The sequence below is a fragment of the Curtobacterium sp. MCBD17_026 genome, assembly GCF_003234895.2.
Taxonomy (GTDB): domain Bacteria; phylum Actinomycetota; class Actinomycetes; order Actinomycetales; family Microbacteriaceae; genus Curtobacterium; species Curtobacterium flaccumfaciens.
The window spans coordinates 575,004-588,518 of sequence record NZ_CP126281.1; the positions used below are offsets into that span (position 1 = coordinate 575,004).

General features: G+C 70.4%; 18 protein-coding genes. 9 read left to right on the forward strand and 9 right to left on the reverse strand.

What is annotated here, in order from left to right; all coding sequences use genetic code 11:
- Positions 1-64 precede the first annotated feature (64 nt).
- From DEI85_RS02750 to DEI85_RS02760, 3 genes are read right to left on the reverse strand one after another with little or no spacing between them, the layout of a single operon-like run.
- Complete coding sequence (locus tag DEI85_RS02750; protein WP_110858819.1) at positions 65-796, reverse strand: SOS response-associated peptidase; 732 nt, start codon at positions 794-796, stop codon at positions 65-67.
- A 46-nt stretch (positions 797-842) separates the two neighbouring features.
- Positions 843-1,145 (reverse strand): hypothetical protein, encoded by a 303-nt coding sequence (locus DEI85_RS02755; protein ID WP_146238473.1) that lies wholly within the window; start codon positions 1,143-1,145, stop codon positions 843-845.
- 2 nt (positions 1,146-1,147) lie between these two features.
- On the reverse strand, positions 1,148-1,834 hold the full coding sequence (locus tag DEI85_RS02760) for a hypothetical protein (protein WP_110858821.1): 687 nt from the start codon (positions 1,832-1,834) through the stop codon (positions 1,148-1,150).
- A 129-nt stretch (positions 1,835-1,963) separates the two neighbouring features.
- Here DEI85_RS02760 and DEI85_RS02765 point away from each other — a divergent pair, with 129 nt between their 5' ends.
- The 5 genes from DEI85_RS02765 to DEI85_RS02785 all read left to right on the forward strand — a co-directional run bounded on the left by DEI85_RS02765 (position 1,964) and on the right by DEI85_RS02785 (position 4,802).
- Complete coding sequence (locus tag DEI85_RS02765; protein WP_027465016.1) at positions 1,964-2,389, forward strand: organic hydroperoxide resistance protein; 426 nt, start codon at positions 1,964-1,966, stop codon at positions 2,387-2,389.
- Between the two features lie 10 nt (positions 2,390-2,399).
- The gene (locus DEI85_RS02770) at positions 2,400-2,786 is read left to right on the forward strand and encodes a YchJ family protein (protein ID WP_027465017.1); all 387 of its coding nucleotides are present in this window, start codon (positions 2,400-2,402) and stop codon (positions 2,784-2,786) included.
- Positions 2,787-2,951: 165 nt separating this feature from the next.
- Positions 2,952-3,833 (forward strand): DMT family transporter, encoded by an 882-nt coding sequence (locus tag DEI85_RS02775; RefSeq protein ID WP_111123699.1) that lies wholly within the window; start codon positions 2,952-2,954, stop codon positions 3,831-3,833.
- Positions 3,834-3,880: 47 nt separating this feature from the next.
- Positions 3,881-4,156 carry a hypothetical protein gene (locus tag DEI85_RS02780; RefSeq protein WP_146238474.1) on the forward strand — a complete coding sequence of 92 codons (276 nt, stop codon included), beginning with the start codon at positions 3,881-3,883 and terminating at the stop codon, positions 4,154-4,156.
- A 22-nt stretch (positions 4,157-4,178) separates the two neighbouring features.
- Complete coding sequence (locus tag DEI85_RS02785) at positions 4,179-4,802, forward strand: ABC transporter ATP-binding protein (protein WP_181419955.1); 624 nt, start codon at positions 4,179-4,181, stop codon at positions 4,800-4,802.
- Between the two features lie 25 nt (positions 4,803-4,827).
- Here the strand turns inward: DEI85_RS02785 and DEI85_RS02790 are convergent, their stop codons facing one another.
- The gene (locus tag DEI85_RS02790) at positions 4,828-5,691 is read right to left on the reverse strand and encodes a shikimate dehydrogenase family protein (RefSeq protein WP_181419956.1); all 864 of its coding nucleotides are present in this window, start codon (positions 5,689-5,691) and stop codon (positions 4,828-4,830) included.
- 58 nt (positions 5,692-5,749) lie between these two features.
- Here DEI85_RS02790 and DEI85_RS02795 point away from each other — a divergent pair, with 58 nt between their 5' ends.
- The gene (locus tag DEI85_RS02795) at positions 5,750-6,757 is read left to right on the forward strand and encodes an iron-siderophore ABC transporter substrate-binding protein (protein WP_258369772.1); all 1,008 of its coding nucleotides are present in this window, start codon (positions 5,750-5,752) and stop codon (positions 6,755-6,757) included.
- A gap of 105 nt (positions 6,758-6,862) precedes the next feature.
- Here the strand turns inward: DEI85_RS02795 and DEI85_RS02800 are convergent, their stop codons facing one another.
- Complete coding sequence (locus DEI85_RS02800) at positions 6,863-7,267, reverse strand: DUF1304 domain-containing protein (protein ID WP_110858826.1); 405 nt, start codon at positions 7,265-7,267, stop codon at positions 6,863-6,865.
- A 60-nt stretch (positions 7,268-7,327) separates the two neighbouring features.
- On the opposite strand from DEI85_RS02800, the gene DEI85_RS02805 reads away from it, so the two are divergent.
- From DEI85_RS02805 to DEI85_RS02815, 3 genes are read left to right on the forward strand one after another with little or no spacing between them, the layout of a single operon-like run.
- Positions 7,328-7,651, forward strand: a complete 324-nt coding sequence (locus DEI85_RS02805) for a chorismate mutase (RefSeq protein WP_110858827.1) — start codon at positions 7,328-7,330, stop codon at positions 7,649-7,651.
- Positions 7,648-8,736, forward strand: a complete 1,089-nt coding sequence (locus tag DEI85_RS02810) for a lactonase family protein (RefSeq protein ID WP_110858828.1) — start codon at positions 7,648-7,650, stop codon at positions 8,734-8,736. The genes DEI85_RS02805 and DEI85_RS02810 overlap by 4 nt, the downstream gene beginning before the upstream one ends.
- A 2-nt stretch (positions 8,737-8,738) precedes the next feature.
- Positions 8,739-9,167: a GNAT family N-acetyltransferase gene (locus tag DEI85_RS02815; protein WP_110858829.1), complete on the forward strand. Its 429-nt coding sequence runs from the start codon at positions 8,739-8,741 to the stop codon at positions 9,165-9,167.
- 21 nt (positions 9,168-9,188) lie between these two features.
- On the opposite strand, the gene DEI85_RS02820 is transcribed toward DEI85_RS02815, so the two are convergent.
- From DEI85_RS02820 to purS, 4 genes are read right to left on the reverse strand one after another with little or no spacing between them, the layout of a single operon-like run.
- Positions 9,189-10,109 carry a 2-hydroxyacid dehydrogenase gene (locus tag DEI85_RS02820; RefSeq protein WP_110858830.1) on the reverse strand — a complete coding sequence of 307 codons (921 nt, stop codon included), beginning with the start codon at positions 10,107-10,109 and terminating at the stop codon, positions 9,189-9,191.
- A gap of 13 nt (positions 10,110-10,122) precedes the next feature.
- Positions 10,123-12,504, reverse strand: coding sequence for a phosphoribosylformylglycinamidine synthase subunit PurL (purL, locus tag DEI85_RS02825; protein WP_258369774.1), 2,382 nt, complete (start codon positions 12,502-12,504; stop codon positions 10,123-10,125).
- Positions 12,505-12,521: 17 nt separating this feature from the next.
- Positions 12,522-13,217 carry a phosphoribosylformylglycinamidine synthase subunit PurQ gene (purQ, locus tag DEI85_RS02830; RefSeq protein WP_110858942.1) on the reverse strand — a complete coding sequence of 232 codons (696 nt, stop codon included), beginning with the start codon at positions 13,215-13,217 and terminating at the stop codon, positions 12,522-12,524.
- Positions 13,218-13,222: 5 nt separating this feature from the next.
- On the reverse strand, positions 13,223-13,474 hold the full coding sequence (gene purS, locus DEI85_RS02835) for a phosphoribosylformylglycinamidine synthase subunit PurS (RefSeq protein ID WP_017886272.1): 252 nt from the start codon (positions 13,472-13,474) through the stop codon (positions 13,223-13,225).
- Positions 13,475-13,515 lie beyond the last annotated feature (41 nt).

Below are 13,515 nucleotides of genomic sequence, written 5' to 3' on the forward strand. Positions count from 1 at the left end.
GGATCACCGCAGCAGACCCGCTGCGGTGATCCGGGCCTCCTGTCCGCGCGCGGGGCGCGACCGCCTACGCGACGGGCGCGATGAGCTGCGGTCCGTCGTTCCGCACGCTGTTCACCGAGCGGGAGACCTCGTACTGCGCAAGGCCCGCCGCCACCGTCAGCGACTCGTGGTCGAGCAGGGCCAGCAGATCGTCGGAGTGCAGGTCGCCGCCGAGCCAGTCGTCGTAGCCGTCGGGCGTCAGGAAAGCCGGCATGCGGTCGTGGACCTCGCCCGGGGCGACGTGGGCGTCACGGGTGATGATCGCGAGCGACAGCCGCCACTTGTCCGGGTCGCCCTCGGGCTTCGTGGGATCGGGCCAGGCACTGACGACGCCGGCCATCGCCAGGGCGCCGCCGGGTTCGTGCACGAAGTGGGGCTCCTTGCCGTCTTCGCGCACCACCCACTCGTAGTACCCCTGCGCCGGCACGATGCAGCGGTTCGTGGCGAAGGCCCGCTTGAACATGCCGCTCGTCGCGACCGTCTCGATGCGGGCGTTGATCGGCTTCGGGCGCTGCTTCTGGAAGTCCTTCGCCCAGCTCGGCACGAAGCCCCAGCTGATCTGCGGCAGCTCGCGTTCGCCGTGCCGCTGGCGGACGGCGTACACGGGGTCGGTCGGTGCGACGTTCCAGCTCGGGGCGAGGCCGGGGTGCACCTCGCCGGTGTCCTCGTCGACGTGCTCGGTCCGGGCGGCGAGCTCGCCCATGAGCTCGGGCAACAAATCGGCCGTGGTGTCGGAGACGACGAACCTTCCACACATGCGCCCAGTGTGCCCGTCGCCGCCGACAGTGGTGCGCGTCACGGTGTCAGGAAGTGGGGCGTGCGGGCGTCTCCGGTGCGGGGTCGAGGGACTCGGCGGCCAGGCGGGCTCGTTCGGAGCGGCCGAGTTTGACGACGTACTCCGACAGCCCGAGCGCCAGCAGCACCATCGCGGCCACGCTGCGGACCGGGGCTGCCCCCGTCCAGTCGAGCCGGGCCTCCAGGACGGCCATGCCGACCAGCGCGACGACCGCCGCGAACCCGGACCACCGGGCAGCGCGACGGACGCGTGCCGGACCCAGCACGTCCGTGACGCGCCGACGGAAGACCTGCCACCCGAGCGTGAACACGGTCACTCCTCCGGCAGGGCGAGCTTGCTACCGCTCCGCGCGCCGGGACGGCCGCGAGGTGGTACGGGCGGGGGGACCGGTGGGAGCGCTTCGGCCTCCACGCGGAGCTGCTCCTGACGGCCGAGGGTGCGCAGTCCTCCGATCGCGGTGACGGCGCCGCTCAGGGGCACGACGAACCAGAAGGCGGACAGCCCGACGAGTCCGTCGCCGGCCGGCACGGTGGCGACGTTGACCACCACGGTGGCGACGAGTGCCAGGGCCCAGCCGCCGAGCAGCAGGAAGCCACGGAACGCTCCACGGACGATCAGGTCGCGGGTCTCGGGCATGCGGTCGAGGACAGCGTCACGGTGCTTCGGGTCGACCGGAGGTGCGTTGCGGCGGTAGTACCGGGCGACGGCCTCCTGCGTGCGCCATCCGATGCCGGGGATCGGTGCGACCGCCCACCCCTTCGGGCCGATGGGGACGAAGCACGAACCGATCCCGCCGACGCCGGCCGCGAACAGTGCCGATGCGACCAGCCACACCGCGAGGGGGACCGAACCGTCGTCCACGAGCAGCGCGAGGCACTGCAGCCCGATGAACGCGACCAGCGCGACGACGCCGGCGACGATCACGACGCGACGGCGGTACTGCGGCCCGATGAGTGCGGGAGCCCGCTCCCGGAACACCTGCCACCCGGTCTTGAACACGCGTCATGTCTACCCGGTGGGGGTGCGGGGTGCCCGGACACGCCCGAACACTTCCGCTCGGCGCCGCCGCACCCGCGACGTGGTGCTGCCGCTCAGGGTTCGTCCAGGTGGGCACGGTGACCTCGGAGCATGAGTCTCGACATCGTTTACACCGCGGCCGCCCACGCCACCGGAGGCGGCCGCGACGGACACGTCCGCAGCGAGGACGACCGGCTCGACCTCGACACCCGCCCGCCCAAGGAGATGGGCGGCAGCGGCGAGGGCACGAACCCCGAGCAGCTCTTCGCCGCCGGGTACGCCGCGTGCTTCCTCGGTGCCCTGCACGCCGCCGGCAAGGAGCTCGAGGTCGACACCACCGGCGCCGAGGTCTCCGCCGAGGTCGGCATCGGCGGCACCGGCAACGGCGCCTTCGGTCTCGCGGTCGAGCTCGACGTCTACGCCCCGAACGCCCCGCAGGAGCAGCGCCAGCGCCTGGCCGAGCGTGCACACGAGATCTGCCCGTACTCGAACGCCACCCGCGGCAACATCACCGTCACGCTGTCCATCGTCGACTAGCGTTCGGCCGGTGGTCACCGACACGACGCGCTGCCCCTGCCTGAGCGGCAACCCCTACGGGGAGTGCTGCGGCCCCCTGCACGCCGGGGCCGTGGCGCCGACCGCGGAACGGCTCATGCGCTCCCGCTTCAGCGCCTTCGCGCTGGGCCTGCCGGAGTACCTGCTGCTCACCTGGCACCCGCGCACCCGCCCGGCGGGTCTCGAGTTGGACCCGACCCAGCGCTGGACCCGGTTGGACGTGCTGGCGACCACCTCGGGAGGCCCGTTCGACTCCCACGGCACCGTCACGTTCCGCGCGTGGTGGCGTTCCGACGACGAGCGCGGCACGCTCGAGGAGACGAGCGACTTCGTCCGCGAGCAGGGACGATGGTTCTACGTGGACGGCGTGGTCGCCTGACCGTCAACGCCAGGCCCCTCAGACTCATCGGCAGCTGACTTTCTGTATCGCATACGACCGGTAGAGTTTCAGCGCTAGCGCCCACAAGTAACGCGTTGGTGAAGGGGCGGCTGACTTGGTGCTTCACCGACCGCTCCCGGATCCGCCGATCGAGTCTGGCCTCTGATGAGCGCGAGCGCGCTCGCTGGGCTGATGATCCCGGTGGCCCTGACCAGTGCGGTGTTCCTGTCGCTCGGGGCGCAGTTCCAGAGCCGCGGGGTGCAGCGGGTCGAGGCGCGTCTCGGGCGGCAGTCGAAGGGGCTGAGCGTCCGGCACGTGGTCGGGCTCGTCTCGAGCGGTTACTGGGTGCTCGGCACACTCATGCTCGGCATCGCGGTGGTCCTGCAGCTGGTCAGCATCACGTTCGCGCCCCTGATCGTCGTGCAGCCGCTGGGTGCCGTGGCGTTGGTCATTACGACGTGGTTCTCGTCGCGGTCGTCGGGTGTGCCGCTCGGTCGTCGTGCGCGGCGGGCCGTGTGGACGTGCATCATCGGTGTCGGCATCTTCGTCGGGATCGCGGCGTTCGTCGGGCACGAGAGCGCGATCACCCGCCAGCAGCTCGTCACCGTGCTGGTGATCCTGGCCGTCGTGCTGGTGCTCGTGCTGGTGTCGTTCCGCCTGGTGGCCAAGCGTCGCAGCGCGCTGTACTACATCGTCGGGGCCGGGGTGCTCTACGGGTTCGTGGCGACACTGGCCAAGGTCGTGCTGAACCGGTTCGTGAACGGCACCTTCGACTGGCTGACCGTGCTCGCGATCGCCGGCGTGGTCGTGGCGGCGTCGCTCGGCGGGTACTTCGTGCAGAACGCGTACTCGAGCGGTTCTGCCGACCTCGTGATCGCGGGGCTGACGGTGATCGATCCGATCGTCGCGGTCGGCATCGGCGTCATCGTGCTCGGCGAGGCCTCGGGGGCGCCGTTGTTCGCGGTGGCTGGGTTCGTGGTCGCCGCGGGCATCGCCATCACCGGGGTGTTCCTGCTCGCCAAGCACCACCCGCAGACCCGGGCCTGACGCCGCCCGACACGGGGCCGGAGCGCGATGGCCGTCCACTCGGCAGGGTGCCCGATGCAGCTTCTCTTGGGGGTGCGCTTACCCGGAGGCTAGAGGACTTCCATTTCAATGTAAAAGCTAATATTCTGCCGAGCATTGCCATCGGGTTCAGTGCTGGCGTCCTGCTCTGGATCACGGCACAAGCGGGGCTGCAGGCAACGGACGTCACCAACGCTACTTTCATCGGTGGCCCGATCTTCGTGACTGCTGTCACCGCCGGGGTCGCGTTGGTCGGTTTCACGAGGCGTTTCTCGAGGAAGCAAGTGAGGGCATATGCCTACTGAGACGCAAGAAGGTCTGGGCGTAATGCTCCGCGACCTCACCCACCTTGTGGCGGGGCGGTCGCTGATCCGGGACCTGCACGCGAACGCCGATGCCAGAGCTCTCACCGCCGTCGTCGGTCCGTCGGGATCGGGCAAGTCGACTCTCCTCCGTGTCGTCGGTGGACTCGAGCGCCCAACTCGGGGGCTTGTGCAGGTGGGGGACTTGACCGTCAACGCTCTTGGGGCCGGGGCCCAGCGAAAGTACCTACGGGAGCAGGTGGGATTCGTGTTTCAAGATGCAGGACCCGTCGAGCATTGGAGTGCGCGCAAGAACATCTCGATCGCGTTGAAGGCTCTCCCCTCCTCTCCGGCGAGTGACCAGCTCGGAATCGAGGATGCGGCCGACGCCGTTGGCATCGACGGAGTCCTCGATGCGCCCGCATATTCTCTGAGCGGCGGGGAGAGGATTCGTGTGGCGTTCGCTCGTCTGCTCGTGCGTAAGCCTGCACTCGTGCTCGCGGATGAGCCAACGGCTGCCTTGGATGCCGAGAACGCGAACGAAATTCACGTTCTCTTGCGCTCCCTCGCCGATGCGGGCTCCACCGTCCTGACCGCTACGCACGATCGCGACCTGATCGAACGGTGTGACGCGACTATCGGTCTTTGACGACTCGCGGTCCGCGAGGGGTCGCCTAACCGATGACGGCGGGTAGGTCGACCGCGGTGCGCATGGCCCGGCGGACGCCGGCCTCGTCGGGGAGCAGTTCGTCCTCGTCACCGGTCAGGAAGAACCGGATCTGCCCGATCGCCTGCTCGGTGAGCATGTCGAGGCCGTTCAGCACGCGGCCCCCGGCATCGGTCCAGCGGCTGGCGACCACGGTGGGCCACGGTTCGTAGGCGACGTCGAACAGGACGGCGTCCGGCCCCGACGGACGGAACTCGAGCGGGTCGGCGGCACCGCCAGGCAGCGTCGAGAGGACGAACCCGTGGTGCGTGCCGGCGAGCTCGGTCAGGGGGTGCACCTCGAGCGTGACCCCGAGCCGGACGGCCAGGTCGACCAGCGCGCGCGTCTTCGCGGTGTCACGGACGAACACCCGGACGAGCGACGCCCCGAGCCGCACGGCAGCCGTCAGGGCGCTCGCTGCAGTGGCTCCGCCGCCCAGGATCGTGGCCTCGCCGGGCAGGTGTCCGAGCGCCTCGACCGGGCGGACGAGCCCCTGCACGTCGGTGTTGGCGCCGGCTCGGACGAGCGTGGAACCCTCGAGGCGGAACGCGACCGTGTTGGCGACCCCGAGTTCGTCGACGAGCGGGGTGGTGCGGTCGAGCAGCGGCAGGACCTCGCGCTTGAGCGGCATCGTGAGACTCAGCCCACGCCATTCCGGACCCAGCCCCGCGACGAACGCGGCGAGGCCGCCGGACGCGACCTCGTGCCTCCCGTAGGTGAAGGGCAGGTCGAGCGCATCGTAGGCCGCTGCGTGGAGCGTGGGCGAGAGCGAGTGCGCGATGGGGGAGCCGAGCACCGCGAGGTGCGTGCGGCCTGGATCGGTGAACGCCACGGTCATCCAGCCTAGCCAGCCGTGTTCCTGAGTGCCCCGTTAGGTTAGGCTACCCTTCGTGAACCGTTTCCCCTTGCGTCTCCGACGCGTGCTCGCCGCAGCCGGCGCCGTCGTCGCAGCGTCCCTCGTCCTCGCCGGCTGCGCGTCCGGCTCCGGCTCCTCGACCGACTCGGCGTCGTCGGGGTCGTCCGACGCCGCGTTCCCGGTCTCGATCACGACCGGCCTCGGCACCACCACCATCGAGTCGGCACCGAAGCGCGTCGTCGCGCTCGGGTGGGGCGACGCCGAGACGGCTCTCGAGCTCGGTGTCCAGCCGGTCGGGGCGAGCGACTGGCTCGCCTTCGGCGGCGACGGTGTCGGTCCGTGGCTCAAGGGTGCGTACGACGAGTCACCGAAGATCATCCAGACGCTCGAGCCGAGCTACGAGGACATCCTCAAGCTCAACCCCGACGTCATCCTCGACGTGAAGTCCTCGGGTGACAAGGAGCGGTACGACAAGCTGTCGGCGATCGCGCCGACCGTCGCGATCCCGAAGGGCGGCGAGAACTACCTCGCCTCGACCGAGCAGCAGACGACCATGATCGCGAAGGCGCTCGGCAAGGAGTCCGAGGGCAAGAAGCTGCTCTCCGGCCTCGACGACGCCTACGCCGCAGCACGCAAGGCGCACCCGGACTTCGACGGCAAGACGGCTGTCGTCGGTGCCTACAGCTCCGAGGGCTTCGGGGCGTACGCCTCCACCGACAGCCGTTCGACCTTCATGCGGAACCTGGGCTTCGAGATCCCGAAGGCCATCGACGAGCAGGCCGGCAAGGAGTTCTCCGTGCACCTGTCCGACGAGAACCTCGACCTGCTCGACGCCGACCTGACGCTGATCCTGCCGATCTACGTCGACGCGTCAGAGGCCTCGTCGAACAAGCTGTTCCAGAAGGTGCCGTCGGTCGAGGCCGGGCACTCGATCGTCTTCGACGACAAGGACGTATCGTCCGCGTTCTCGATGGGCACGACGGCCGCGATCGAGTGGGCGCTCGACAAGCTGCCGGCGCAGTTCGAGGACAAGCTCGGCTAGAGCGGGTCTCGAGCTTCACGACCTTCACGACCTTCACGCGAAAGCGACAGGGTGCCGCCGATGTTCGGTGGCACCCTGTCGCTTTCGCAGTTCGGGGGCGTCCGACTAAACGCCGACGGTGGAGCCGAGCAGCGCGAAGAGCAGCGCGATCAGGGGGAGCGTGCCCTGCTTGAAGGCGGAGTTGACGTACTTGCGACCCGTGCCGAGCAGGATCACCGCGGCACCGAGCATGCTCGCGGTCGAGAACACCACGAGGGTCCAGCCGCTCACGGTGTTGCCGGCCAGCACGAGCACGACGCCGAGGATCGCCCCGATCGCCAGGAACAGGTTGTAGAAGCCCTGGTTGAAGGCGAGCGAACGGGTCGCCACGGCTTCGGTCTCGGAAGCGATGCCGAAGATCCGGCGTGCCTGCGGACTGGTCCAGATGATCGATTCGAGGAAGAAGATGTACACGTGGACGAGGCCCGCGAGGACCGCACAGACACCCGAGATCACCAGCAGGACCGACATGTGCACATTCTCGCAGCAGCGGACCGGGTTCCGCTGCACGTCCGCCAGTAGGCTCGGACCATGAACGACGACGTCACCCCGCCCGAGGCCGACGCGAGCGCCGTCGCCGAACTGCGGAGCATCCGGCAGAGCATCGACAACATCGACGCCGCCGTGATCCACATGCTCGCGGAGCGCTTCAAGTACACGCAGCGCGTGGGGCACCTGAAGGCCGAGTCGGGCATGCCGGCCGCCGATCCGGATCGCGAACGGGTCCAGGTCGCACGGCTCCGGTCGCTCGCCGCCGACTCCCACCTCGACCCCGCCTTCGCCGAGAAGTTCCTCAACTTCATCGTCGCCGAGGTCATCCACCACCACGAGCGCATCGCGGGCCGCGACGAATGAGCGCCGAGCTGCCGTCGCTGCTCATCGGGTCGTACACGGCGACCGGCGCGGGGAACGCCACGGGCATCTCGCTGGTCGACGCCGGGCCGGCCGGAGCCGTTCCGGCACCCCGGACCGTCGCAGTGCTCGACGACCCCTCGTTCCTGGCGGTCTCGGCTGACCGGGTCTACGCGGTCTCCGAGACGAACGACGGCGCCGTGTCGGCCTTCCGGCTGCAGGGCGGCGCGCTCGAGCACCTGTGGGATGCCCCCGCCGGCGGAGACGCCCCGTGCCACGTGCGGGTCGACCCCTCGGGCGCGCTGGTGGTCACGAACTACGTCTCCGGCACGGTCGCGGCGATCTCCCTCGCCCCGGCCGAGTCGCACGCCGCCTCGGTGACCGCCAGTGACGGCGTCGTGCTGCACGGGGACGCCACCCAGCGCTCCGTGCCGGCCGAGGCCGTCGCGGTCGCCGCGCTGCCCGACGCCACGGGTCCTGACGACGACCGCCAGGACGGCCCGCACGCCCACCAGTCGATCGCCACCCCGGACGGCACGGTGCTCGTCGCCGACCTCGGCGGCGATGCCCTGCACGAGTTCCGCGTCACGGTGTCGGCCCACGGGGTCCCCGACATCGAGGCGCTCCGCGTGCACCACGTGACACCCGGCGCCGGCCCCAGGCACATGGCCTGGATCGACGGTGACCTGCTCGTCGCCGGTGAACTCGACGGGCGTGTGCACCGCCTGCGCCGCGACGACTCCGGGTCGTTCGTGACGATCGCTGCCGTGCCGACGTTCGACGGTGCCGTGGGGGAGTCGCTGCTCAGCCACATCGAGGTCGACGACGCCGGCCGCGCGTACGTGGCGGTGCGCGGGCGTGACCTGCTCGTGGTGCTCGACGCGCGTGACGGCGGGCTCGCCGTCGTCGGGTCGGTGCCCTGCGGTGGTGTCTGGCCCCGGCACTTCGCGCGGGTGCCCGGGTTCGTCCTGGTGGCGAACCAGATGTCCGATGCCGTCGCCGTGCTGCCGCTCGACGCCGAGGGCATGCCCGGCGAAGCCGTCGCGCAGATCCCGGTCGGCACCCCGACCTGCGTCGTCCCGCTCTGACCGTGACCTCCGCGAAGGCACAGCCCGAGTACCGCATCGTCGTCGGTCCGCCGCCGCTCGAGGACTACCTGCGGCTGCGTCGGGACTCCGGTCTGTCCCCGAAGGACCCCGCCCAGGGTGCCGGAGCGATCGCCGGCAGCTGGTCGGCGTGCCACGTGGTCGACGAGCACGGTACGCCCGTCGCGATGGGGCGCACGATCGGCGACGGCGGGTGGTACTTCCACATCGCCGACATCGCCACCGATCCCGCGCACCAGCGGCGGGGCCTCGGCCGTCGGGTCGTCGAGTGGCTGCTGGCGGACGTCCGCGACCGTGCACCTGCGGGCGCGTACGTCACGCTCGTCGGAGACCCGCCGGGGCAGCGGCTCTACCGGTCCCTCGGGTTCGACGACGTCGCACCGAGCCTGGGGATGGCGCTGCGACTCGAGTGACGCCGCGGTTCCGCTCGCGCGCTAGAACTCGATCAGGTTCTCGAACGGGCGACCCTCGGCCAGCGCGGCGACCTGCTTGCGCATCAGCTCGATCGACCGCGGCACGCTCAGGTCGGTGTTGCCGCCGACGTGCGGGGTCAGCACGGTGTTCGGTGTCGTCCAGAGCGGGTGTCCGGCGGGCAGGGGTTCGGGGTCGGTGACGTCGAGGGCCGCGAACAGCCGCTCCGACCGCAGCTCGGCGACCAGGGCGTCGGTGTCGACGACCTTGCCGCGCGCCACGTTCACCACCAGGGCGCCGTCCGGCAGCGCCGCGAGCAGCTCCGCGTCGACCAGGCGTTCGGTCTCGGCGGTGAGCGGCGCGATGAGCACGAGCACGTCGGTCGTCGGGGCGAGCTCGGGCAGCTCACCGAACGCGTGCACGTGCCGGCCGTCCTGCTCGCGAGCGGTCCGGGCGACCACGGTCACCTCGGTGCGGAACGCCTCGAACCGGGTGGCGATCGCGGACCCGATCGCCCCGTAGCCGACGACGGTCACCCGCCGGTCGGCGAGCGATCGGGTCTCGCGGGAGTCCCAGACGCCGTTGGCACGGTCGACCTGGAACGCCGAGATCTCACGGAGCGACGTCAGCGCGAGGCCGACCGCGAGCTCGGCGGTCTCGTCGTCGTGGATGCCGCGACCGTTCGCCAGCTGCGCGTGCCCGGGCACGTGCGGGATGGCGTGCTCGTACCCGGCGCTCGGCAGCTGCAGCAGCTGGAGCTCGGGCAGGTCGTGCACGAACTGCCAGCGGTGCCGCCCCTCGAAGTAGAACGGCAGGAGCGTGATCGCGACGTCGTCCGGGCGACCGTACGGCGACTCGACGTCCCAGACGTCCAGCTCGATACCGTCCGGCACGGGGCCGAACCGGTCGACGAGCTCGGCGAAGGGCAGGGTGACGATCGGCATCCGCGACCCGGGCCTAGGCGTCGGTGCGCGGCGAGAAGGCACCGTCGGAGTCGAGCGGCCCGCGGCCGACGTACCCCTCGGTGACGTCCTCGACGATCACGTCGCCGAAACGGGCCGGCAGCGTCGCGGCGTGGGTGCCGCGCAGCTCGTCGACCGTGGCCTCGAACGCGCCCTGGACCTCGAGCGTGCTCGACGTCGCGTCGGTCACGCCGATGCGCAGCACCGGGAAGCCCCGGCCGTCGCACATGCCCTGGAACCGCACGTCGTCCTCGCGGCGGACGGTCACGATGACGCGACCGGTCGACTCGGAGAACAGCGCCGTCGCGGTGTCGATGCCGTCGCGGGTCTCGAGCTCGTCGAGGACCACGCGGGCGCCGATGCCGAAGCGGAGCACGGACTCGGCGAGCGACTGGCCGAGGCCGCCGTCCGCCAGGTCGTGCGCGCTGGTGAGCAGCTGCTCGCCGGACGCCGCGTACAGCAGCTCCGCGAGGGCCTTCTCGCGCTCGAGGTCGACCGCCGGCGGACGCCCGCCCAGGTGCCCGTGCACGGTGCCGGCCCACGCTGAGCCGTCGAGCTCGAGGCTCGTGGTGCCGAGCAGGTAGATGTTGTGGCCGTCGTCCTGCCACCCCGACGGCACGCGCTTGGCGACGTCGTCGATGATCCCGAGCACACCGACGACGGGCGTCGGGTGGATGGGGGTCGAGCCGGTTTGGTTGTAGAACGACACGTTGCCGCCGGTGACCGGGATGCCGAGCTCCATGCAGCCGTCGGCCAGGCCCTCGACCGCCTCGGAGAACTGCCACATGACCTCGGGGTTCTCGGGGGAGCCGAAGTTCAGGCAGTCGGTGACGGCGGCGGGGACGGCACCGGTGACGGCGACGTTGCGGTACGCCTCGGCCAGGGCCAGGCGTGCACCCTGCTTCGGGTCGAGCTGGCAGTAGCGGCCGTTCGCGTCGGTGGCGATGGCGACACCGAGCCCCGTTTCCTCGTCGACGCGGATCATGCCGCCGTCGTCGGGGAAGGACAGCGCGGTGTTGCCGAGCACGTAGGTGTCGTACTGGTTCGTGACCCAGTTCTTCGACGCCAGGTTCGGCGAACCGAGCAGGCTGAGGAACTGTGCCTTCAGCGCGGGGCCGTCGGCCGGTCGGTCGAGCGAGGCGGCGGTGTCGGCCTGCAGCGCGTCGATCCAGGTCGGGTAGGCGACCGGGCGGTCGTAGACCGGGCCGTCGACGGCGACGGTGCGCGGGTCGACGTTCACGATCTCCTGGCCCTGCCAGTCGATGACGAGTCGGCCCGTGCCGGTGACCTCGCCCAGCACGCTGGTCTCGACCTCCCACTTGCCGACGACGCTCAGGAACTCGTCGAGCTTGTCGGGGCGGACGACCGCCATCATGCGCTCCTGGCTCTCCGACATCAGGATCTCTTCGGCGGTGAGCGTGGGGTCGCGGAGCAGGACGTCGTCGAGCGAGATGTGCATGCCGCCGTCACCGTTGCTCGCGAGCTCCGAGGTGGCGCAGGAGATACCCGCGGCGCCGAGGTCCTGGATGCCCTCGACCAGGTCCTTCTGGAACAGCTCGAGGCAGCACTCGATCAGGACCTTCTCGGCGAAGGGGTCGCCGACCTGCACGGCGGGACGCTTGGTCGGGCCGCCCTCGGTGAAGGTGTCGGACGCCAGGATCGACGCGCCGCCGATGCCGTCGCCACCGGTGCGGGCACCGAACAGGACGACCTTGTTGCCGGCGCCGGACGCGTTCGCCAGGTGCAGGTCCTCGTGGCGGAGCACGCCGACCGCGAGGGCGTTGACCAGCGGGTTGCCCTGGTACACCGGGTCGAAGTAGGTCTCGCCGCCGATGTTCGGCAGGCCGAGGCAGTTGCCGTAGAACGAGATGCCACCGACGACGCCGTGCACGACGCGTGCGGTGTCCTCGTGGTCGATCGCGCCGAAGCGGAGCTGGTCCATCACGGCGACGGGCCGGGCGCCCATCGAGATGATGTCGCGGACGATGCCGCCGACACCGGTGGCCGCGCCCTGGTACGGCTCGACGTAGGACGGGTGGTTGTGCGACTCGACCTTGAAGGTCACCGCCCAACCGTTGCCGACGTCGATGACACCGGCGTTCTCGCCCATGCCGACCATCAGGTTCTTCGTCATCTCCGGCGTGACCTTCTTGCCGAACTGACGGAGGTAGTTCTTCGAGGACTTGTAGGAGCAGTGCTCGCTCCACATCACCGAGTACATCGCCAGCTCGCCCGAGGTGGGGCGGCGGCCGAGGATCTCCTTGATGCGGGCGTACTCGTCCGGCTTCAGGCCCAGCGCGTCGTACGGCTGCTCCTTGTCGGGGGTGGCTGCCGCGTCCTGCACGGTGTCGGGCTTCGGGCGAACGGGTGTCGTCACGGTGTCGTTGTTCCCTGTCACTTGACGAGCGCGTGCTCGATCACGGAGGTGAAGAAGGTCAGGCCGTCGGTGCCCGAGGCCATCGCAGCGGGGGTGTCCGGGCCGAAGCCGGCCTCGGTCGCGTGCTCCGGGTGCGGCATCAGGCCGACGACGTTGCCGCGCTCGTTCGAGACGCCGGCGATGTCGTCGATGGAGCCGTTCGGGTTCACGCCGACGTAGCGGAACACGACCTGGCCGTTGTCCTCGATGCGCTTGATGGTGTCGGCGTCCGCGACGAAGCGGCCGTCGGCGTTCTTCAGCGGGATGGTGATCTCCTGCTGGGCGCTGAACCCGGAGGTCCAGGCGGTCGAGGTGGTCTCGACGCGGAGCTTCTGGTCGCGACGGATGAACTGCTGGTGCGCGTTGCGGGTGTGCGCGCCGGGGACCAGACGGGCCTCGGCCAGCATCTGGAAACCGTTGCAGATGCCGAGCACGGGCATGCCCTTGCCGGCGGCGTCGATGACCTCGGCCATGATCGGCGCCTTCGCGGCGATCGCGCCGGCACGCAGGTAGTCGCCGTACGAGAACCCACCGGGCAGCACGATGGCGTCGACGCCCTGCAGGTCGTGGTCGCCGTGCCACAGGGCGACGGGGTCGGCGCCGGCGAGACGGACGGCGCGCTGGGCGTCGCGGTCGTCGAGCGAGCCGGGGAACGTGATGACGCCGATGCGCATCCGGGTCACTGGCCTTCGACGGTCACGGACACGACGTCCTCGATGACCGCGTTCGAGAAGACGTCGGCCGCGATGTCACGGACCTCGGCGAGCTTGGCGTCGTCGACGGGGCCGTCGACGGTCACCTCGAAGCGCTTGCCGATGCGGACGTTGGTCAGGTCGGCCTTGCCGAGGCGGGCCAGGGCGTTGCCCACGGCCTTCCCCTGGGGGTCGAGGATCTCGGCCTTGGGCATGACCTCGACGACGATCGTTGGCACGTGTTCTCTCCAGCACTTCAGGGGTGGGGGGACGCGACCAG